Annotated in this window: 19 protein-coding genes; 12 read left to right on the plus strand and 7 right to left on the minus strand. The window is 70.2% G+C overall.

The genetic code is table 11. The features are described 5' to 3' along the window. Positions 1-18 precede the first annotated feature (18 nt). Positions 19-1,077: a hypothetical protein gene (locus IE278_RS31375; RefSeq protein ID WP_189776957.1), complete on the plus strand. Its 1,059-nt coding sequence runs from the start codon at positions 19-21 to the stop codon at positions 1,075-1,077. Between the two features lie 42 nt (positions 1,078-1,119). Here the strand turns inward: IE278_RS31375 and IE278_RS31380 are convergent, their stop codons facing one another. Next, positions 1,120-2,172, minus strand: a complete 1,053-nt coding sequence (locus IE278_RS31380) for a hypothetical protein (RefSeq protein ID WP_189776959.1) — start codon at positions 2,170-2,172, stop codon at positions 1,120-1,122. Then, complete coding sequence (locus IE278_RS31385) at positions 2,169-2,813, minus strand: hypothetical protein (RefSeq protein WP_189776961.1); 645 nt, start codon at positions 2,811-2,813, stop codon at positions 2,169-2,171. The genes IE278_RS31380 and IE278_RS31385 overlap by 4 nt, the downstream gene beginning before the upstream one ends. A gap of 322 nt (positions 2,814-3,135) precedes the next feature. Here IE278_RS31385 and IE278_RS31390 point away from each other — a divergent pair, with 322 nt between their 5' ends. The 4 genes from IE278_RS31390 (at position 3,136) to IE278_RS31405 (ending at position 8,700) form a co-directional block, all read left to right on the plus strand. Next, positions 3,136-6,108, plus strand: coding sequence for a BTAD domain-containing putative transcriptional regulator (locus IE278_RS31390; protein ID WP_189776963.1), 2,973 nt, complete (start codon positions 3,136-3,138; stop codon positions 6,106-6,108). A 7-nt stretch (positions 6,109-6,115) separates the two neighbouring features. After that, positions 6,116-6,868, plus strand: a complete 753-nt coding sequence (locus IE278_RS31395) for a prepilin peptidase (RefSeq protein WP_189776965.1) — start codon at positions 6,116-6,118, stop codon at positions 6,866-6,868. A 165-nt stretch (positions 6,869-7,033) separates the two neighbouring features. Continuing rightward, a complete protein-coding gene (gene mqnC, locus IE278_RS31400) occupies positions 7,034-8,233 on the plus strand; it encodes a cyclic dehypoxanthinyl futalosine synthase (RefSeq protein ID WP_189776967.1) in 1,200 nt (399 codons plus the stop codon). Positions 8,234-8,250: 17 nt separating this feature from the next. Next, on the plus strand, positions 8,251-8,700 hold the full coding sequence (locus tag IE278_RS31405) for an imidazolonepropionase-like domain-containing protein (RefSeq protein WP_189776969.1): 450 nt from the start codon (positions 8,251-8,253) through the stop codon (positions 8,698-8,700). A gap of 89 nt (positions 8,701-8,789) precedes the next feature. Here the strand turns inward: IE278_RS31405 and IE278_RS31410 are convergent, their stop codons facing one another. Further along, on the minus strand, positions 8,790-9,170 hold the full coding sequence (locus IE278_RS31410) for a VOC family protein (RefSeq protein ID WP_189776971.1): 381 nt from the start codon (positions 9,168-9,170) through the stop codon (positions 8,790-8,792). Positions 9,171-9,275: 105 nt separating this feature from the next. Between IE278_RS31410 and IE278_RS31415 the strand changes: the two genes are divergently transcribed. Continuing rightward, complete coding sequence (locus IE278_RS31415; protein WP_189776973.1) at positions 9,276-10,277, plus strand: helix-turn-helix transcriptional regulator; 1,002 nt, start codon at positions 9,276-9,278, stop codon at positions 10,275-10,277. Positions 10,278-10,434: 157 nt separating this feature from the next. Here the strand turns inward: IE278_RS31415 and IE278_RS31420 are convergent, their stop codons facing one another. After that, on the minus strand, positions 10,435-11,484 hold the full coding sequence (locus IE278_RS31420; RefSeq protein WP_189776975.1) for a chitinase: 1,050 nt from the start codon (positions 11,482-11,484) through the stop codon (positions 10,435-10,437). A 318-nt stretch (positions 11,485-11,802) separates the two neighbouring features. Here IE278_RS31420 and IE278_RS31425 point away from each other — a divergent pair, with 318 nt between their 5' ends. The 4 genes from IE278_RS31425 (at position 11,803) to IE278_RS31440 (ending at position 16,601) form a co-directional block, all read left to right on the plus strand. Then, complete coding sequence (locus IE278_RS31425; protein ID WP_189776977.1) at positions 11,803-12,231, plus strand: hypothetical protein; 429 nt, start codon at positions 11,803-11,805, stop codon at positions 12,229-12,231. 19 nt (positions 12,232-12,250) lie between these two features. Continuing rightward, the gene (locus IE278_RS31430; RefSeq protein ID WP_189776979.1) at positions 12,251-14,560 is read left to right on the plus strand and encodes a bifunctional polysaccharide deacetylase/glycosyltransferase family 2 protein; all 2,310 of its coding nucleotides are present in this window, start codon (positions 12,251-12,253) and stop codon (positions 14,558-14,560) included. Then, a complete protein-coding gene (locus IE278_RS31435) occupies positions 14,560-15,798 on the plus strand; it encodes an acyltransferase family protein (RefSeq protein WP_246570925.1) in 1,239 nt (412 codons plus the stop codon). Before IE278_RS31430 ends, IE278_RS31435 begins: the two co-directional genes overlap by 1 nt. Positions 15,799-15,905: 107 nt before the next feature. After that, complete coding sequence (locus tag IE278_RS31440) at positions 15,906-16,601, plus strand: demethylmenaquinone methyltransferase (RefSeq protein ID WP_189776981.1); 696 nt, start codon at positions 15,906-15,908, stop codon at positions 16,599-16,601. A 36-nt stretch (positions 16,602-16,637) separates the two neighbouring features. Here the strand turns inward: IE278_RS31440 and IE278_RS31445 are convergent, their stop codons facing one another. Then, positions 16,638-16,985 carry a PASTA domain-containing protein gene (locus IE278_RS31445; RefSeq protein WP_373312129.1) on the minus strand — a complete coding sequence of 116 codons (348 nt, stop codon included), beginning with the start codon at positions 16,983-16,985 and terminating at the stop codon, positions 16,638-16,640. 82 nt (positions 16,986-17,067) lie between these two features. Then, positions 17,068-17,574, minus strand: a complete 507-nt coding sequence (locus IE278_RS31450; RefSeq protein WP_189776983.1) for a GNAT family N-acetyltransferase — start codon at positions 17,572-17,574, stop codon at positions 17,068-17,070. 130 nt (positions 17,575-17,704) lie between these two features. Here IE278_RS31450 and IE278_RS31455 point away from each other — a divergent pair, with 130 nt between their 5' ends. Next, complete coding sequence (locus IE278_RS31455; RefSeq protein ID WP_189776985.1) at positions 17,705-19,036, plus strand: geranylgeranyl reductase family protein; 1,332 nt, start codon at positions 17,705-17,707, stop codon at positions 19,034-19,036. A 149-nt stretch (positions 19,037-19,185) separates the two neighbouring features. Here the strand turns inward: IE278_RS31455 and IE278_RS31460 are convergent, their stop codons facing one another. Further along, positions 19,186-20,022: a C40 family peptidase gene (locus IE278_RS31460; RefSeq protein ID WP_189776987.1), complete on the minus strand. Its 837-nt coding sequence runs from the start codon at positions 20,020-20,022 to the stop codon at positions 19,186-19,188. Positions 20,023-20,810: 788 nt separating this feature from the next. Here IE278_RS31460 and IE278_RS31465 point away from each other — a divergent pair. Next, complete coding sequence (locus IE278_RS31465; RefSeq protein ID WP_189776989.1) at positions 20,811-21,170, plus strand: NADH-quinone oxidoreductase subunit A; 360 nt, start codon at positions 20,811-20,813, stop codon at positions 21,168-21,170. Positions 21,171-21,208 lie beyond the last annotated feature (38 nt).

Raw genomic sequence — 21,208 nt, forward strand, 5'->3', positions numbered from 1 at the left:
GGAGAGGCAGGAGAACTGATGCGCGGGATGCGACGGGTGGCGCTGTATGTGGCGTTGCCACTGGTGCTCGCCTGCTTGGCGGGCTTCGCGTGGTACCGCCTGAGTGACACCGCGCGGGGGTGGCGGTACGAGGACAAGCTCGCCGGCTACTGCAAGGGAGTGATCCCGTACGACGAGTCGGCGTTCTTCACCGACTTGGACACGGCCGCCCTCGATTACACCAACCCGAGCTTTGGCGCCGGTCTCGACTACGACATCTGCCGTGTCGCCAATTTCGTCCTCGCCCTTGGTCGAATCCCGGGCCGGGCCCTCGGTGCCAGCGAGAACGGCCAGAGCATCTTCACCGAGATCCAGCTGCGGGAGTGGGATGTGCCACCCACCCCCCTCGGTGGTGGCTGGCACGGTTTCACAAGTGCGGGCGTCACCTCCGTGGTGCTCCCCTGCCGCAACAAAGACGTCTCTGTGGCCGTCTCCGCGCAGGAGATCGCCGCTGATGACCCGTCTCCCGACAGAGCCCGAAAGATTGCCGAACTGGTCACCGCCACCGCGGTGAACGCAGCCCGCCGGTGGTCCTGTGAAGCGGACCCCGGCGGTCGGATCCCGGATCTTCCGGCGACGCCAAAGCCGTCGCGATCAGGCGCGGCGGAGGGGACCTGCCAGGGTGTTCCGCTGCGTGGCCGTGGTGACCTTGTCCGGCCGATCATGGAAACGAAGACGTCCGGTACGGCCCCGGTGGAAGGCTGCCTGCTGGGTGCGAGCGAGGTGCCGGACGGGGTGCGGGGTGAGCCCCGCTATAGGCTCTATGGCTCGTTCGGTCCGTTCGCCCAGAGGCTTCGTTCGGCATCGGATGAGGAGAAGGACGGCCAGCAGTACAGCCGCACGGCAGGAAGCGATTCCTTCGGCGTGTGGGCGAGTGCCAAGTGCCCCGGTTTCAGCGCTCGGGCGCTGTTCACGCTCGACGGGACAGAGAGCATTGACACTGTCGTGCGGCGGAACCTGGCCGAGGACCTGCTCACCGGTTTCGCCCGAGCCTCGGCGGAACGCCACCACTGCACGGACCTCCGGCTACCCGGCTGACGTCCCGGGCGGAGGTGCCCCGGCGGAAGCGGCGGTTGTGCGTCAGCGGTTGACCGACTGGATTTCCTGGACGTTCATTTGCTGGGTGGTCTCGAACGTGCCGTTCGGGAGGGTGCCGCCCGCGCCGGCGGTGCCTTGCCAGGTGATCTGCCAGGTGACGGAGGCCGTCAGCTCGTACGGGGCGCCGGCTGTCGCACGGCGGTAGGAGATGCCGCACGGCGGGGTCGTACCGGCGTCGCCCGTGCGGTACGGGGTGCCGATCGAGCCGTCGTCGTCGATCTCGCAGTCACCGGAGGCGGGGAAGGTGTCCGCGTCCTGGGTGCCCGGTTCCAGGTGCAGCGCGACCGGCTTCGCGGTCGTCTCCGCCCACAGGCCGGTGTGCGGCAGCTCTGCGCGGACCTTGACCTCCTGGAACGTGCCCTTGTCCAGCCACACCCAGGTCGGCGCGTTCACCGTCGACCTGGCGGCCGGCTTCAACTCGATGTCGGTACCGGGCACTTCGACCTTGTCGTAGGCGTACTCGGCGAGGGTCTCGGCCGTGGGGGCGTTCGGCACGGCGGGGATGTCACCGGCGTTCTGCCAGAACATGAGCCGGCTGCACAGTGTGGTGTCCTCGACCGCGTTGACGTCCGGAGCCACTCCGCGCCAGAAGTAGCCGTCCTCGCCGAGGTTGTAGTTCTTGTAGCCCCGCGCGGTCGAGGGCGTACCGAAGTAGTTGCGGGCGTCCTTCCCGTCCTTGAAGTGCTCGGTCCACAGGCGCGTTCCGCTCCAGCCCTGGCGGAGGGCGACATCACCGTTGCCGTCGGTCTCCGAGAAGTCCTTGAGCTGGGCGGGGGAGAAGACGGGCTCGTACCAGCACGGCGGTGGCTTCCAGTTCACGTCCGCCGGCGAGAGATTGCCCCGCTTGCCGCCGATGGGGCCGCTCACCCGGTTGACCTGGACCCGGGACCGGTCTGCCGAAGCGGCGATCGTACGGTCGTTGTCGGCCGACCCGTTGACACCGCCGTTCCCGACGGCGTGCGCCGGTGCCGATGTGAGAAGGACCGAGGTGAGCGACGTCAGTGTCAGAGCGACCCGTCCGCGAGGAGACCTCATCGCGAGCAGGCTCCCCTTTCGGAGCGGGTCGACAGGTTCTGCCAGACGCCCTGCGCGTTCCTGGCGAGGCTGACGGTGTAGAAGATCTGGGGATCCTCGCCCGTCGGATTCCCCGCGACCTCGCCGGTCTTGCGGTTTCTCGAATACGCCTTGCTCTCGTCCGTGCAGTAGGTGAGAGACGCCGCCTTCTTGCCGCCGGTGAAGGAGACCTTGGGGTCGAACGCGGGCAACGTGCCGAACACCGTGAGGTTCTCGCCTGTGTAGCTCTTGATCCACTGCCGGTCCTGGGACAGGCTCGACTCGGTGTCGTAGAAGGCGAGGGCGTCGTCGCCGTCGGCCTCGTTCGCGATGATCGCCGCGTACCCCGCGCGCAATTGCTCCTTGGCGTCGGTGAGTAGCGCCTGGGTCTCCGAGTCGCTGCTGGTCCACTTCTCGAAGGTCAACTGGAAGTCCTTCGGAAGGGTGACCGTCGGACGGTCCGCGGCGGCCGGCGCGGGCGTCGAAGGTGGCTGGCTTGCGCTCGGGGCGTTGTCCGCCCCCTTGATGGCGTCCGACGGCCCGTCGTCGGGTCCTCCGCATGCGGTGAGCAGGAGTGCCGTCGTGGTGGCGAGCGCGGCGGTGGTCACGGTGTGGCGGGCCACGGTTGTACTCCCCCGGTCAAGACGTGTGTGCAGCAGAGAACGTAGCTATCAGGGGTCCGCAAAGGACATCGGGGCAGCGCTGGAGGATTGTGTGCCGGATCATGGCGGCCGCACCCGTGGCAGTTGCGAAGCCGTACCGATTCGAGTGGCGGGGCGCAGGCGGTTGACCGGGTGAATCGGGCGTAGGGGGCGGATGGTGACGAAGTCGCCGCGGTCGAGGCGCGCTCGTTCTCCCCACCCTTCGACAGGCTCAATACGATCTAAGTAGGCTCAGCACACCCCCGCTCTCCCTCCCGCCCCACACGACTTCAGGACACCCGCCATGGCGCGACGTACCACTTCCAACTCGTCGGGAAGCTCGCCGGGCTCGCCGGGTCCGAGGAATCGGACGCCGCAGCCCCTGCCCGGGCGCAGCCGCACGGTGGGGGACTTCGTCAAGGCGTTCCTCGCCTTCGTCGCCCTGCTCGTGCTGCTCGTCGGTGTGCCCGGCGCGCTCGCCGTCCAGATCGGCTGGCCGCTGCCCTCCGGGGCGCCGGACATGGAGTGGCTGCAGCAGGAGATCACCGTCCACACGTTCATCAACGTGCTGACCGTGGTCGTCTGGCTCGCCTGGGCCCAGTTCACCGCCTGCGTGCTCGTCGAGATGAAGGCCGCGCTGTCCGGTGTCGGCCTGCCCAACCGCGTACCCGGCGCCGGCCCGAGCCAGTTGCTCGCACGGCAGCTCGTCGCCGCGCTGCTGCTGGTCGGCGCCGCCGCGGCGAGCTTCACTCCGGGGCTGTCGCAGCTGGGCCAGCAGCTGGAGGGGAACCAGCGGCCCGCCGTGGCCGCGGCGGCCCAGCAGGCCCCGGGCGGGCTGCTGGCGCAGCAGCAGGAGCAGACCGCCGCGAGCGCCGCCGCGCTGGCCGAGCAGGCCGCCGACCGCGCCGCGCACGCGGAGACCGAGGGCGCCACGAAGTTCTACCGGATCCAGCCGCCCGAGGGCCGCCACCACGACTCCCTCTGGGAGGTCGCCGAGCGCCACCTCGGTGACGGACGCCGGTACAAGGAGATCTACCAGCTCAACAAGGACCGTGCGCAGCCCGACGGTTCGAAGCTCTCCGAGGCCAGCCTCATCCGGCCCGGCTGGATCATGGAGATGCCCGGCGACGCCCGCGGCGGCGAACTCGTCGAGATGCCCGACGAGGCCCCGAAGGTCTCGAAGGACGTCCAGCGGCAGATCTCCGACTACGCCAGGACCGGCGGCGCGCACCAGCAAGGTGGCGGGCAGCAAGGGGCCGGGTCCCGCGACCGCGACACCGCGCACATCAGCCTTCCCGAGCAGCGGCCCGGCGCCGAGCAGGGGCACCAGCAGGGACAGCGGGGCGACGGGCAGGAGCATGTCGCGCCCGCCGCGGGCGAGGGCAGCGGGTTCGGGCTGCCGCAGGCCCTCCTCGGCGCGCCTCTCCTCGCCGCCGGTCTCCTCGGCGCCCTCGGCCGGCGCCGCCGCCAGGCGCTGTGGCAGTCCGCGCTCGGTGCTGTCGGCGGGCGCCGCGGCATGGAACCGCCGACGCCGACCGGCGCCGCCGCCGACGCGCAGGACGCGCTGCTGGTGGGCGCCGACCCCGAGGGCGTACGCCTGCTGGACCGGTCGTTGCGCGGGCTCGCCGCGTCGCTCGCGGGGGAGTCCCGTCCGCTGCCGACCGTGTACGCGGCCTGGATGGGCGGCAACGGCGACCTGCACCTCCAGCTCGCCCAGCCCGCAGGCCGGCCGCCCGCGCCGTGGCAGCTCGGGCAGGACCAGACGTTCTGGCTGCTGGCCCGCGCCGACGCCGAGCGGTACGAGGACGTGGACACCGCCGCCCCGTACCCCGGGCTCGTCAGCCTCGGCACGATGGACGACTCGCGGCTGCTGCTCAACCTGGAGTCGGTGCCCGGCATCGTCTCGCTGAGCGGCCGCGCGCAGGACCGGGCGGGCGTCTTCGCCTCCGTGGCCGCCGAGTTGGCCACCAACGGGTGGTCCGACCGCATGACCATCACCCTCGTCGGCTTCGGCGAGGACCTGACGCCCCTCGCCCCCAACCGGCTCCGCCACCTCGACGACGTCGAGGCGCTCGTGGAGACCATGGAGGCGGAGACGCGGCAGCGGCGCGGGGCGCTGGGAGCGGCCGGGCACGACTCCGTCCTCACCGGGCGCACGGGGCCCGCCCAGCACACCCGCTGGGCCCCGCATCTCGTACTGCTCGCCGCCGAGCCGTCCCCCGAGGACGCCGCCAAGCTCGCCGAACTGGCCGCCGACGCAAGTCGGCTGGGCATCGGATACCTCGTCGGCACGCAGTCGGGCGACCTGCCCGGCGCCGCCTGGGAGATGGAGATCACCAGCGAGGGCAAGCTCCTCGCGCCGCTCCTCGGCCTCGAACTCGACGCGCAGCTCCTGCCGGTGTCCCAGCAGCGGGCCGTCGTCGAGCTGTTCACCGCCGCCGACCCCGACCACGACGACGACCGGCCCACCCCGACCCCGCCGTTCCTCGTCGACATCAGCGAGCAGGGCCGCCCCGCGGTGTACGCGCGGCTCGTCGGCCCGTACGAGATCATCGGACTGGAGACGCCGGACGGCGAGCGCAGCCCGCTGCTCCACGAGGCGCTGGCGCTGCTGCTCCTGCACCGCGAGGGCGTGCACCCGCGCGTGCTGTCCTCCGCGCTCTGGCCGCGCGGGGTCACCGACGACGTACGGGACGCGCTCGTCGAGCGGCTGCGCGCCTGGCTCGGCGCCGACCCGGACGGCACACCGCGGCTCGCCGCCGACGCGACCGGGCGGCTCAAGCTCGCCAAGTCCGTGGTGTCCGACCTGGACGTCCTGCGCTCGCTCTACCACGAGGCCACCCAGGGCCGGGGCGCCGGCAGCCGCGCGGTACGCGGCCGTCTGCTGACCGACGCGCTGGTACTGGTACGGGGTCCGCTGCTGGCCGAGCGGCCCGAGGGGCGTTACGGCTGGCTGACCCACGAGATCATCGACGCCCAACTGCCGCTCCTCGTCGCGGACATCGGACTCGCCCTCTCCGCGTTCCATCTGGAGAAGGACCGGGCCGAGAAGGCGATCGAGGCGCTGGACGCGGCCCTCGGCTCCGCGCCCGGCGACGAGCGGCTGTGGCACGAACTGCTGCGGGCCACGCACGCGACCGGCGACAGCGACCGGCTGAAGCGGCTCGCGGCGGACCTCGTCGCTCGCAGCGGCGCGCGCGGGCTGCCGCCGCGGACCGAGGCGCTCCTCGACGAGCTGCTGCCGACCTGGCGCAGCGGCGTCGCCGCCGCGGGATGAACGGCCGATGAATGACCTTCAGCTGATCGACTGGTTGACCGTCGTCGGCGCCGTCCTGTGGGGCGGCGTCGCCGGTCTGTTCGTGCCCCGGCCCGCGTACCGCTTCTGTGTCGACCCCGACGAGCCGTGGACGGACCGGTGTCCCGAGGGGCATCCCCTAGGCGGGTGGATCGGCCTCGCCCGCTGCCGGGAGTGCGGCGGGCGGCGCGGGCGCGCGTACGGGCCGAGCACCCTCCTCGTCTCCCTCGCCACCGCTCTCGTCTGCGGTGCCCTCGCCGCGGCCACCGGCACCCGGCCCGAGCTGGCCGTCTGGCTGCTGCTCGCCCCCCTCGGCGTACTCCTCGCCGTCGTGGACTTCCGTGTCCAGCGCCTGCCGGACGTGCTGACGTTGTCCCTCGCGGGAGCCGCCCTGGTCCTGCTCGCGGGCGCCTGGGCCGCGCCCGAGCACGCCGGTTACTGGCCGACCGCGCTGTACGGATGCCTCGCCCTCGGCGGCGGCTACTTCGTCCTCTTCCTCATCAGCCCCAACGGCATGGGCTTCGGCGACGTGAAACTCGCCCTCGGCCTCGGCGCAGTCCTCGGCTGGTACGGCTGGGGGACGCTGCTGCTCGGCACGTTCGCGGGGTTCCTGTTCGGCGGCCTGTACGGGATGGGGCTGGTCGTGGCCCGCAAGGCCGGCCGCAAGACGTCCATCCCGTTCGGCCCGTTCCTGATCGCGGGCGGGTTCGTGGGTCTGCTCATCGGGGCATTCGCCGCCTGAGGCGGGGCGTGATACCGGCCGACCCGGGGCGTACGCCGCCTGACGTCGGGTGATCGAATCGCCTGGCGTACGCTGGATCAGTCCGTCCACCCGTCTCCCACCATCACCCTTATTTTGAAGCGCTGCGCGCCTTTCCTGATTCCCCCTATGAAAGGGACCGCTCCGGTGACCGAGAAGGCCGACCTCCAGTCCGTCCTCGACCGTGCCGCCGAGGGTGGGCGGATCACCCCGGAAGAGGCGCTCGACCTCTACCGCGACGCCCCGCTGCACGCGCTCGGCTCCGCCGCCGACGCCGTACGCCGCCGCCGGTACGCCGGTACGGAGCACATCGCGACGTACATCATCGAGCGGAACATCAACTACACGAACGTCTGCGTCACGGCGTGCAAGTTCTGCGCGTTCTACGCCCCGCCGAAGGCCACCGACAAGGGCTGGACGCGCGACCTCGACGACATCCTGCGCCGCTGCGCGGAGACCGTCGAGCTGGGCGGCACGCAGATCATGTTCCAGGGCGGACACCACCCGGACTTCGGCGTCGAGTACTACGAGAAGCACTTCTCCGCGATCAAGGCCGCGTACCCGCAGCTCGTCATCCACAGCCTGGGGGCGAGCGAGGTCGAGCACATGGCCCGGATCTCCAAGGTCTCCGCGGAGGAGGCGATCCGGCGCATTCACGCCGCCGGGCTCGACTCCTTCGCCGGCGCCGGTGCCGAACTGCTGCCCGCGCGGCCCCGCAAGGCCATCGCCCCGCTCAAGGAGAGCGGCGAGCGCTGGCTGGAGATCATGGAGATCGCGCACAACCTGGGCGTGGAGTCCACGTCGACCATGCTGATGGGCACCGGCGAGACCAACGCCGAGCGCATCGAGCACCTGCGGATGATCCGTGACGTACAGGACCGCACGGGCGGCTTCCGCGCGTTCATCCCGTACACGTACCAGCCCGAGAACAACCACCTCAAGGGGCGTACGCAGGCCACGCTCTTCGAGTACCTGCGGATGATCGCCATCGCGCGGCTGTTCATGGACAACGTCGCCCACATCCAGGGCTCGTGGCTCACGACCGGCAAGGAGGTCGGCCAGCTGTCGCTGCACTACGGCGCGGACGACCTCGGTTCGATCATGCTGGAGGAGAACGTCGTCTCCTCGGCCGGTGCCAAGCACCGCTCGAACCGTATGGAGATCATCGACCTGATCCGCAAGGCCGGGCGGGTGCCGGCGCAGCGGGCCACGACGTACGAGCACCTCGTCGTCCACGACGACCCGGCGAACGACCCCGTCGACGACCGGGTCCAGTCGCACATCTCGTCGACCGCGATCGAGGGCGGGACCGCTCACCCCGAGCTGAAGCTGCTCGCCTCCAACTGAGCCCGTAGGAGGACCGGTTGGAGACGATCCACGCCGCCGACGAGGTGCGCGTCGCCTGGGACGGCGGAGAGCCGGTCAAGGACGGCGCGGTCGTCGTGGGGCGGGACCGGATCGGTGCCGTCGGGACGTTCGCGGAGATCCGCGAGCGCTTTCCGGACGCCCGGGTGCGGCGGTGGCCCGGGGTGCTCGGGCCCGGCCTGGTCCACCGCGGGCCCGTGCCGGACGCGCCCACACCCCGCGAGCGCATCCACGCTCTGCTGAAGCTGGGGGCGGTGGCAGTGCTGGCGGAGTACGCCGATACGCCCGAACTGCGGGCTGCCGCCGAGCGTACGGACGTGGTCGTGCTGGCCGGTGCCGCGCCGCCCGTGATCCGGCTTACGGGCCGGGCCGATCTTGCCGTGTTCGGCGAGGACGGCGTGTGCGTGGCCACGGTGTGCGCGGGGCGGCTTGTGCATCGGCGCCGTTAGCACGGCCGGTGCGCTTGGCTCCGCCGGGCTGGTGGGGTTTCGGGTGCGGGTGCGGTGCGTCGTGGCTGGTCGCGCAGTTCCCCGCGCCCCTAAAGGGGCTTGGTCGGTGGGGTGAAGAAGTTGACCAGGTTGCCGTCGGGGTCGCGGAGCAGGAGTGAGCGGTTGCCCCAGGGCATCGTGGTGGGTTCGGATACGAAGTCGGTGACGAACCCGGTCAGGTTCTTGTGAACCGCGTCCACGTCGGCGACCAGGAACTCGGTGATCACACTGTGGTTCGCCGCCGGGCGGGCGCTGCCCGGGGCGAACAGCGGAACCGTGCGGGTGCTCGCGATCGCGAGGGTGGCGGTGGCGGTGCGCAGCTCGGCGAAGTCGTCGTTGGCCCAGGTCGCCGCCACCCCCGTCACCCGCTCGTAGAACGCGACGAGACGGGCCACATCGCCGGTGATGACGCGGATCGAGACGAAGTCCATGGTGCTCTCCTCATGCGCCGGAACTGCGGTGCCCGGCTGCTGTGCTCCGCAGACTAGGACCGATAGAGGACAGAATCGGCCCGGTATCCGTCCTAGGCTGCGCACATGCCCAAACCCGCCGGCCGCGTACTGACCCTCCTGGAACTGCTGCAGTCCGGCGGCACCCGGACCGTGGCCGAACTGGCCGAGCGGCTGGAGGTCGACGGACGGACCGTGCGGCGGTACGTGGGTCAGCTGATCGACCTCGACGTGCCCGTGGAGTCGGTGCGCGGCCGTTACGGCGGCTACCGGCTGGGCCCCGGCTACCGCCTCCCGCCGCTCATGCTCAGCGACGACGAGGCACTGGCCGTACTGCTCGGCCTGGTGGCCGGCCGCCGGACAGGGCTGGTGACGGCGGGGCACACGGCGAGCGAGACGGCGTCGGCGAAGATCCGCCGGGTACTGCCCCGGCGGGTGGCCCGCCGGCTCGACGTACTCCTGGACTCGCTGGCCTTCACGGACCGGCCGGGGGAGTCCGCCACCCCGGACGCGGACGTCCTGCTCACCATCGCCGACGCGGTGAGCCACCGCCGCCCGGTGGCGATGCGATACACCGGCGGCGACGGCCGCCGCAGCGAACGCACCCTGCACGCCTACGGGATCGTCGCCCACGCGGGCCGGTGGTACGTCACGGGCAAGGACGTGGGGGACGGTGAGGACGCAGGGAGCGGCAAGGACGTGGGGAGCGGCGAGGACCGTACGTTCCGGCTCGACCGCATCGCGGACGCGCGGACCCTGCCGGGCTCGTTCGAACCGCCCGCGGACGTGGACCCGGCCCAGCGGGTGGTGACGGGGTTCGCGACGGCCGAGTACCGGCACGAGGTGCTTCTGCGGATCCAGGGAACGACCGACCAGATCCGCGCCCACCTCCCCGCCTCCGTCGCGCTCCTGGAGGAGAGCGACGAGGAGGGCTGGCTGCGTGCCCGGATCCGAGCGGAACGACTCGACTGGCTCCCCCCGCTACTGGCCTCCCTGAACCGCCCGTTCGCCATCGAGCACCCCGACGAACTCCGCGACCTGCTCGCAGCATTCGCAGAACGCCTGACGTCCTACGCCCGCCACCCCTGAGGGGCGCGGGGAACGACAGTCTTCCGCCTCTAGGGGCGCGGGGAACGGCGCAGTCTTTTGCCTTTGGGGGCGCGGGGAACGGCGCAATCTTTTCGCTTTCAGGGGCGCGGGGAACTGCGCGACCAGCCACAGCGCACCCGCACCCGCACCCGCAGACTCACCCCGTGAACGCCTCGGCGAAGTCCCCCGCCCCCTGCTCGACCCCACTGCAGTTGGTCGCCGCGTCATCCGAATCCGCGTCGTCCCCTTCACACGGCTGGTCCCGGAACGTCGACCACATCGACACCCACGCGACCCCCTTCTCCTCCGCGAACGCCCGCACCTCCGCCGCGTCCGCCAAGGAGAACGTCTCGTTGTCCACGTCGTTGACACCGAGCATCGAGGTCAGCGCGAGCCCTTTCCACGCCCCGGCGTCGGAGAGCCCGAAGATCTCCTCCAACTGGTCGTGCGCGGCCCGCGCCGACGTCTTCGCGTAGTCGCCCATGTCCTCGTCGTACGTACTGCCGTAGTTCATGGTCATGATGTTCACCGTGGAGACCTCGACACCCTTGTCGTTGGCGGACTCCAGCAGCGCGACACTGTCGTCGTCCAGGCCGGACGGCATGACGGGCAGCGTGAAGGTGACCGACAGGTCCTCGCGCTCCTTCTGCAGCAGCGCGATCGCCTCGGAGCGCAGCGCGACCGAGGCGGAGTCGGTCAACTGCGTGCCCTCGACGTCGAAGTCGGCCTCCGTCGCCCCGGCGGCGTCGAGCGCCTTCCCGTACACGGCGGCCAGCTCCGACGCGCTGTCGCACGTCGAGGCGAGCTCCTTCCCGGACGCCCCGCCGAAGGAGACCCGCACGGTGGAACCCGACTCGGTCAGCGCCGAGATCCGGGATTTCACCGCCGAGTCGCCGATCGCCGTCGTGCCGTTCCACGCCGGAGCGCAGTCGCTGCCGTCCGCGATGACGAAGGCCAGGTTGTACGTCGACGGGGAGCCGGCCGAGTCGTTGCCGGAGGCGGTGGTGGCGCTGACGTACGGGGCGTAAGCGGTGCCCGACGAACCGTCCGACGCGTCGCCGGACGAGCTCTCGGACGGTGACGCGCTGCTCCGCGGAAGACTCGTGGACCCCGATCCGGAGGAGTCGTCCGTCCCCGAGGAACACCCCGCCGCGGCCAGGGCGATCACACAGGTGAGCCCGGCAGCAGGCCTCAGAAAAGTCCTCATCGCGCATGCTCCCACTCTCGTGATTTCTGTCTCAACCTGTCTCAGGATGGAAACAAAGTGTGTTTCCGAAGTGGAAATGTCTCACGGGTGGTCCCGCTGCACGAAGACAGCAAATGCAGAGGAAACACACGACGACAGCCCGACAAGTGGGGCCAACCGGACCTGAATATACGGACATCGGGCACTTTCTCGGCGGTCACCGGCTCGTGCGGTGATCAAGGATTCTCTCAGGGAAAAGACAGACTCGGCTGTTTCTCATGGCCGTCTCACAAGAGAATCAGAGTTTCGGACACATAAAGGCTCCCTAATATCCGGGGAATGCATTCCGAGCCTGCCATCGAATCCCACGCCGCTGTGCGCGGCCGCCGCCGCAAACGCGGCAACGGGCCTGAGGACGGTCCCGTGTTCGTTGACAACTCCGGGCGCAGGGCCAAGCTCCTGCGCCGGATCGGCACTCTCCTCGGCATCGTCTGTATCGGGTACGCGGTCGTGCTCGGCATGGCGTTCATGGGCTGGGGCACCTCGCTCACCCCGTCGTCGCTGCTGCCCTTCGGGGCCGGCGGCCCGAACGCCGGCCAGAACTCCGGGCCCGGCGGCGGTCTCCAGCCGCAGGGCGGTACCGGCAGCCCGCCCGCCCGGCCCACCGGCACACCGCCCTCGGGCGTTCCCACCGGCGCCGCGCCCACCGCCGCCCCGTCGGCGTCCGTCTCCGCCCCGTCCGCGTCCGCCTCCGCGGCCGCCAACTGACCGGAACGAACCCACACTCATGGCTACCACGACGCCCTCGCGCGGCCGCCGACGCGCGCCCTCCCGGATGACACGGGCCGCGGGCAAGGCCGCCGCGCTGCAGAAGCCGCGTGTCATCCTCGCCCTGCTGCTCCTTCTCGCGCTCACCAGCGTGATGCTGCTCGACGGCTATCTGCGCTCCGAGGTCGGCGGCGACGAGCGCGTACGCAGCAACGCCAGTTCCAGCAAGGTCCCGGACTCCGTCATCGACGGCGGCCCGATCCTCTCCTTCAGGAACGGTGAGGCGAGGAGCCGGTCCGTCCCGGAGAAGACCATCGCGCTCACCTTCGACGACGGACCCAACCCCACGTGGACGCCCCAGATCCTGAAGATCCTTGAGGAGAACGACGTCCCGGGTACGTTCTTCCTGGTCGGCTCGATGGTCTCGCGCTACCCGTCGATCGTGAACGACCTGGTCGACGACGGCAACGAGGTGGGGATCCACACCTTCACGCACGTCGACCTCTCGTACCAGAGCGATGCCCGTATCCAGCGGGAGATGGCCCAGACGCAGCTCGCCCTGGCGGGCGCGGCGGGCATCACGACGACGCTGTTCCGTGCCCCGTACTCCTCGGAGACGGACGCCATCGACAACTACAGCTGGCCCGTCTACAAGAAGCTCGGCGCCGAGGGGTACACCAGCGTCTTCGTCGACACCGACAGCGACGACTGGAAGCGGCCCGGCGTCTCGAAGATCATCAAGTGGGCCACGCCGTCGAAGAACAAGGGCGCCTCGGTGCTCTTCCACGACGCGGGCGGCGAGCGTTCGCAGACGGTCGAGGCGCTCGGCACGTACATCAAGAAGATGAAGGCGAAGGGCTACACCTTCACCACCATCAGTGGTGCCATCCAGCAGGCGGACGCCGAGGAGCAGGAGGCGAACGGCGGCCAGGCGGCCGGGCAGGAGGCCGGTCAGGCCCCCGGTGGCCAGGCTCCCGGCGGTCAGCAGGGCCAGGGGAGTCAGGGAGGTCAAGCGGGTCAGGGGGGCAGCAGTCTCCAGGCCGCCCACCGCACCGCCACCGGCACCACCCTCTACGAAGGCAAGGCGCTCGTCGCGGCGGTCGCCGTCGCCGAGTGGACCGTACCGGGGCTCGCGACCGGGCTCGCCGTCGTGGGCGTCGCCGTGATGGGCCGCTTCGGGATGATGCTGATCCTCGCCCGCAGGCACTACCGGATACGCAACAGACGCCGGTTCAGCTGGGGGCCGCCGGTCACCGGTCCCGTCAGCGTCGTCGTGCCCGCGTACAACGAGAAGGAGTGCATCGCCAACACCCTGAAGTCGCTGGCGCAGAGCACCCATCCGATCGAGATCATCGTCGTGGACGACGGTTCCACGGACGGCACCAAGGAGATCGCCGAGGCGCTCGGCATGCCGAACGTACGCGTCATCCGCCAGGAGAACGCGGGCAAACCGGCCGCCCTCAACAACGGGGTGCGCAACGCCAGTCACGACATCGTCGTGATGATGGACGGCGACACCGTCTTCGAGGCGGACACCGTACGGCAGCTGGTCCAGCCCTTCGCCGACCCGGACGTCGGCGCGGTCGCGGGCAACGCCAAGGTCGGCAACCGGAACACCATCATCGGCGCCTGGCAGCACATCGAGTACGTGATGGGCTTCAACCTCGACCGCCGTATGTACGACCTGCTGCGCTGCATGCCGACCATCCCGGGCGCGATCGGCGCGTTCCGCCGGGAGGCCGTGCTCGCGGTCGGCGGGATGAGCGAGGACACCCTCGCCGAGGACACCGACATCACCATCGCCATGCACCGGCAGGGCTGGCGGGTCGTCTATCAGGAGCACGCCAAGGCCTGGACCGAGGCACCGGCCTCCCTCAAGCAGCTGTGGTCCCAGCGCTACCGCTGGTCGTACGGGACCATGCAGGCGCTGTGGAAGCACCGCAAGTCCCTCACGGACAAGGGGCCCTCGGGCCGCTTCGGCCGGGTCGGTATGCCGCTGGTGGTGATCTTCCAGATCGTCACGCCGGTCTTCGCCCCGCTGATCGACGTGTTCACCGTCTACTCGATGATCTTCATCGACTTCAAGGCCTCGCTGCTGGCGTGGCTGGCCGTGCTGTGTGTCCAGCTCGTCTGCGCGGCGTACGCGTTCCGGCTCGACAAGGAGAAGTACCGGTATCTGCTGATGATGCCGCTGCAGCAGCTCGCGTACCGGCAGATGATGTATCTCGTCCTCATCCACTCCTGCATCACGGCCCTCACGGGCGGCCGGCTGCGCTGGCAGAAGCTGAAGCGCACGGGAGAGGTCGGCACGCCGGCGGGGGTGAGCTGATGGGCTCCCACCGCCGGGGCGGGCCCCTGCCGGTGACCGGTCCGGCGCCCACCCCGGTGGCCACCTCGCCGGGCACCCCGCCGGCCGCCGAGCCGGGCGTGCTCTCGGACACGGCCCGCCTGCCACGGGTGGAGCCGGGGCCGGGGCTGAGGCATGAGCCGGGGCCGGTGGGCGCCACGGATGCCGCGCCGCAGGCGCGCCGGGCCGGTGGCCGCGACCGGTACTTCGACACCCTCCGGGCCGTCGCCCTCGTCCGCGTCGTGACCTACCACACCTTCGGCTGGGCCTGGGCGGGCATGGTCCTCCCCTCCATGGGGATCATGTTCGCGCTCGCCGGGACCCTGATGGCGAAGTCCTTGGAGCGGCCCGCCCTCACGGTGATCAGGAGCCGGATCCGCCGGCTCCTGCCGCCCTTCTGGTTCTGGGGCTTCTTCGTCGTCGTCGCGATGCTGATCCACGGCTGGATGCCGGACTGGCGGATCGTCTACTGGATCGTGCCGCTCGGCGACCCGCCGGGCAACGCGTGGGGCGAGCAGGCCTGGGAGATCCTCTGGTACCTGCGGACGTACCTCTGGTTCGTCCTGCTGTCGCCTCTGCTGCTGAGGGTCTTCCGGCTGGCCCCGGTCGCGGTCCTGGTCCTCTCGCTCGCCCCGATCGTGGTCTTCCAGTTCTTCTGGCAGCCGCCGGACGGCCGCTTCGGCGTCGGCCTCCTCGACCTGGCCACGTACCTCTTCTGCTGGATCCTCGGCTTCGCGCACCGCGACGGCGTCCTGCAGCGGCTGAAACCGTTCGCCGTCGTCGTCCTGTCGCTCGCCGCGATCGGGTACGGCGGCTGGTACGCCTTCACGCACCAGGCCGAGTCGGGCTCGTACGACCTCGACGACATCCCGTACGCGCAGGCGTTCTGGTCGGCGGGGTTCGTGACCCTGCTGATGTACGCGAAGGCGCGCTTCGGGATCGACTTCGCGTGGCTGGCCCGGTTCAGGCGCCTCGACCGGATCGTGCGGATCTTCAACGCCCGCGCGGTGACGATCTACCTCTGGCACGAGCTGGCGCTGATCCTCGCCATCCCGCTGATCGACCAGTTCTGGAACGTCCCGGCCTTCGAGACGTATCTGCCGCTGGAGAGCCAGTGGTTCATGTTCGGCGTCGGCTGGATCCTCATCGGCGTGTTCATCCTGCTGTGCGGCTGGGTGGAGGACGTGGCGGCGAAGGCGAAACCGAGACTGCTGCCCTGAGGGACCCCTCCGGGGTTCCTGAGAGGCCCCTCGGGTTCTTTCGCAGAGACCGGCGTACGGGCCGGGCGCCGGAGAGTCGCCCGGCCCGTACTGCCACAATGGGGACCGTGACCCGCGCATCCCTGAACAAACAGCCGCACGAAGTCGCCTCGATGTTCGACGACGTCGCGGAACGCTACGACCTGACGAACGACGTGCTGTCGCTGGGCCAGGACCGGGTGTGGCGCAAGGAGGTCGCGAAGGCGGTCGACGCGCGGCCCGGGCAGAAGATCCTGGACCTCGCGGCGGGCACCGCCACCTCCTCGCTGCCCTTCGCGCGCACGGGCGCGTACGTCGTCCCCTGCGACTTCTCCCTCGGGATGCTCCGGGTCGGCAAGAAGAACCACCCCTGGCTGCCGCTCACGGCGGGCGACGCGACGAAGCTGCCGTTCAAGGACGACACCTTCGACGCGGTGACGATCTCCTTCGGCCTGCGCAACGTCCAGGACACGGACACCGCGCTGCGGGAGCTGTACCGGGTGACGAAGCCCGGCGGACGCGTGGTGATCTGCGAGTTCTCCCACCCGACCTGGGCGCCGTTCCGCACGGTCTACACCGAGTACCTGATGCGCGCGCTGCCGCCGGTGGCCCGCGCGGTCTCCTCGAACCCCGAGGCGTACGTCTATCTCGCCGAGTCGATCCGCGAGTGGCCCGACCAGCCCGCCCTCGCCGAACGCCTGATCAAGGCCGGCTGGTCGAAGGTGGCCTGGCGCAACCTCTCGGGCGGCATCGTCGCGCTGCACCGCGGCTTCAAGCAGTCCTGACCGGCGGCCCGGCACGCACAACAGGCGGCCCGGCGCTCACCTGAGAAGCGCGAAGGGGTCGTGCGGCGGGTCGAGTTCGCGCTGCAGGCCGCCCGACGGCGGCTGGGGCAGGCGCGGTTCGCGCACCCCGGCGCCCCCGCCGCCCTCACCCTCGCCGAGGTCGAACCACACCGTCACGACCGCCCCGCGCGGCACTTCGGCACCGGGCGGCGGGTACTGGCGTACGACGTAGTCCACGACCGTCAGGTCGAAGTCGGGCCGGTCGGGCGCGGCGAGGAGCACCCCACGTGCCTCGGCCGTCTCGCGCGCGTCCACGGCCATCAGACCGACGAGCCGCGGTACGCGCACTTCGGGTGTCTTGCGTGGTATGCGCACAGACGTCACCCCCAGCGGTACCCGCAGGGTAAGCCCATGCCGGGCCCCGCCGGAAGGCGTCGGAGGGCGGGCCTCCGGGGGCCCGGCCCCGTCAGAGAGCCAGTCGGTAGCAGTGCCCGAACTGATCCGTCTTCGGCGAGGTGAACGTCTCCGCCAGCTCCATGCCCAGGCGTCTGGTCACGGCGATCGAGCGTTCGTTGCGGGAGTTCACCATGGCCACCACGCGGGTGACGCCCGTCGCGCGCACCCGTTCCAGCGTGGCCCGCGCCGCCGCGGTCACGTACCCCTTGCCCCAGTACTCCCGGCCGAGCCGCCAGCCGATCTCGATCTCGCCCTTCGGGCCCCACTCGTACGGCCAGGGCTGGGCGCCGGTGAAGCCGATGACCCGGCCCTCCTCGTCGAGCATGGTCCAGAAGCAGAAACCGTGCTCGGCGTCGTGCCGGCGCTGGCGGGCGGTCAACTCCTCGTAGACGGACAGTTCGGCGGATTTCCCGCCGTGGAACTCCATCACGTCCGGGTGGGCGAAGACCCGGTGCCAGGCGAAGGCGTCCTCGTCGGTGGGGACGCGCAGGTGTACCACGGGGAGAGCTCGGTTCACGGGGCAGCCCTTCAGGCAGGTGATCGGTACCGCTGCATAGACTGCCCATGTCCCGTGCCCGTCAGCACGCGGATTTCGAGACTTCGCGCTTTGAGACTTTCGAGCCTTCGAGACTTGGGGAGACCCCGCCGTGACCGAGTCCCAGTCCCAGCCCCTCTCCGAACACGCCGCGCCCCTCTCCGAGCATTCCGCCGACGTGATCGTCGTCGGGGCGGGGCCGGCCGGTTCCACCACGGCGTACTACCTGGCCAAGGCCGGGCTTGATGTCCTGCTCCTGGAGAAGACCGCGTTCCCGCGGGAGAAGGTGTGCGGCGACGGACTCACCCCCCGCGCCACCAAACAGCTCGTCTCCATGGGGATCGACATCTCGGAAGAGGCGGGCTGGCTCCGGAACAAGGGGCTCCGCATCATCGGCGGAGGCGTCCGCCTCCAGCTGGACTGGCCGGAACTCGCCTCCTACCCGGACTACGGACTCGTCCGCAAGCGCGACGACTTCGACGAGCAACTGGCCCGGCAGGCGCAGAAGGCCGGCGCCCGCCTGTACGAGCGCTGCAACGTGGGCGCCCCGATCGTCGACGACCGCACGGGCCACATCACGGGCGTCCACGCGAAGCTCGGCGACGCCGACTCCAAGGAGAAGCGCGACGTCACCTTCCACGCGCCCTTGGTCGTCGCCGCCGACGGCAACTCGACCCGGCTGTCCCTGGCGATGGGCCTGCACCGCCGCGAGGACCGCCCGATGGGCGTCGCGGTCCGTACGTACTTCACGTCCCCGCGCCACGAGGACGACTACCTGGAGTCGTGGCTGGAGCTGTGGGACCGCCGCGGACCCGGCGAGGACCGGCTGCTGCCGGGGTACGGCTGGATCTTCGGCATGGGCGACGGCACGTCCAACGTCGGCCTGGGCGTCCTCAACACCTCGTCCTCGTTCAAGGAACTGGACTGGCGCGAGGTCCTCAAGGCGTGGTGCGCCTCGATGCCGGCGGACTGGGGCTACACCCCGGAGAACATGACGATCCCGATCCGCGGGGCCGCCCTGCCGATGGCCTTCAACCGCCAGCCCCACTACACGAAGGGCCTGCTGCTCGTCGGCGACGCGGGCGGCATGGTGAACCCGTTCAACGGCGAGGGCATCGCGTACGCCATGGAGTCCGGGCAGATCGCCGCGGACGTCATCGTCCAGGCGCAGGCCCGCGCGACCCCCGCCCAGCGCGAACTCGCCCTCCAGCGCTACCCGAAGGTCCTCAAGGACACCTACGGCGGGTACTACACGCTCGGCCGCGCCTTCGTGAAGCTCATCGGCAACCCGAAGGTCATGAAGATCGCCGCCGAGCGCGGTCTGACGCATCCCGTGCTGATGAAGTTCACGCTGAAGATGCTCGCCAACCTGACGGACCCGACGGGCGGCGACGCGATGGACCGCATCATCAACGGCCTGACGAAGGTGGCCCCCAGGGCCTGACAGGGCCGGGGGCGAGGGCCCGGGCCGGCCCCGCCCCGCCCCGGCCCGCGCGCACGCTTGTGGGCCGTTTCCCCCGCCGGGGAAACGGCCCACAAAAGCGTTCAAAAGGTGTGGCTGAAAGGCGCCACCGGAAGGCGTGTGACCGAAGGTCAGAGCACCCGGACCGCACCGTCCGCCGGGTAGCCCGACAGATCCTGGATGACGACGCCCTTCGAGGGGTTCGCCGCGTCCAGGTACTGGCCGCCGCCGATGTAGACACCCACGTGGTACGCCGAGCCCGCGCCACCCCAGTACAGGATGTCGCCGACCTGGATGTTGGACAGCGAGACCGGGGTGCCGGCCACGGACTGGTCCTGGGAGACGCGCGGCAGGTCGACGCCGACCTGCTTGAACGCCGCCTGGACCAGGCTGGAGCAGTCCCACGCGTCGGGACCGGAGGCGCCCATGACGTAGGCGTCGCCGACCTGCGCCCGCAGGAAGCTGATGACGGTGCCGACGCTGCCGCTGGCGGGAGCCACGGCGTCGCTGCTGGCGGCCGTGGAGGCCGTCGTGAGGGTGGTCCGGCTCGCGGTGCGTGTGGCGCGCTCGGCGGCCTCCTTGCGGGCCGCCTCGGCCTTCTCCTTGGCCTCGGCCTTCTTCTTCGCGTCCGCGAGGTCCGACTTGGCCTGCTTCGCGGCCTTCGCGGCGGCCGCGTCACGCTCGGCGCGCAGCTGGTAGTCGGCCGCGGCCTGCTGGGTCACCTCCGCGGACTCGGCGACCTGGGCGGTCATGTCTGCCGTGAGGGTGGGCAGCTCGATGGTCTGGGTCACCGGCTCGGCCGCGTTGGCCGTTCCGGCGGCACCGGCCACTGCCAGGGTGCCGAGGACGCCACCGGCAACTCCGGCGCGCATCGCGAGCGCCGAACTGCTGCGAGGCCGGGGTTTCCGGTGGCTTCGTATGTGAGCGGTGTGGGACATAGGGACAACCGGTATCAGGGGCTCCTCCATACCTTCAAGAAACGTGTGGTGCGCCACAATTGTTCAATGGGCGCGTGAATCGGGGTCGTGACGCCCTTTATTGACGCCGTAACGGGCATTGCGGACACAGTCCGGCGTGCCTGTGATCACGGCCTTTTCGAGTTACGTCCGAATTGCCCCCGGCCTACCACTCGTTGGGGCGGTTGGCCAAGCCCGGTTGTTTCCGGCCTGTTACCGATGTGACGCACGTCACGGAACGGTGGCCCCGTTGGCTGCGTTGCGCGTGCGGATCGCGGGGAGACTCGGCGCCGACCCGGAGGGTGCTCCGGGAGCGGTCGGCGTCGCCGGCCGCTCGTGAACGGATGCACGCGCCCGCGCCGTCCACAACGGACATCCCAACTCCCCCCGAGGTGTGAACGAGTTCCTCTATCAAGCGACCCCGTCCAACGCCAATTTGCCTTGGATCCGACTGGCTTGATAGTGCGCCAAGGCCCGGACCAGCGACGACGAGCGGGAATGTCACCTCTGGTGATCACTCGGACGCTTCTCGTACGAAGATCGGCACTCATCCGACTTCATGATCCTTCGCCGGGTGGTGGAGATCACAAAGACGTTGGCGTACCCCGTGTCGCAGATCACAGACCGGCAGGCATAGGATGCGGGGCAGTTGGGCTTGTGACCTGCTTCACATGTGCGCGATCTTCGTGTGAGCCGCACGGGGTTCCGTACGCCGCACGAGGGTCGTGGGGTTCGTGGAGCGGGGGCGACGCCTGATGCAACCGCCAGCAGTCAATGCCGACTGAGAGGAGCGAGGAGCGGTGAACGCGTATGCGCCCATCCTCGTACTGGGAGCCCTCGGGGCAGGCTTTGCGATCTTCTCCGTGGTCATGGCCACGCTTATCGGTCCAAAGCGATACAACCGGGCCAAGCTCGATGCCTACGAGTGCGGGATCGAGCCGACCCCCACGCCGGCGGGCGGCGGGCGGTTCCCCATCAAGTACTACCTGACGGCGATGCTCTTCATCATTTTCGATATCGAGATCGTCTTCCTCTATCCCTGGGCCGTCACCTTCGACGCGCTCGGGGTCTTCGGGCTCGTGGAGATGCTGCTCTTCGTGCTCACCGTCTTCGTCGCCTACGCGTACGTGTGGCGGCGCGGCGGCCTGGAATGGGACTGAACCCGTATGGGACCGAACCCCGTAGGGGCCCCGCATGG

This window comes from Streptomyces tauricus (assembly GCF_014650955.1).
GTDB lineage: Bacteria > Actinomycetota > Actinomycetes > Streptomycetales > Streptomycetaceae > Streptomyces > Streptomyces tauricus.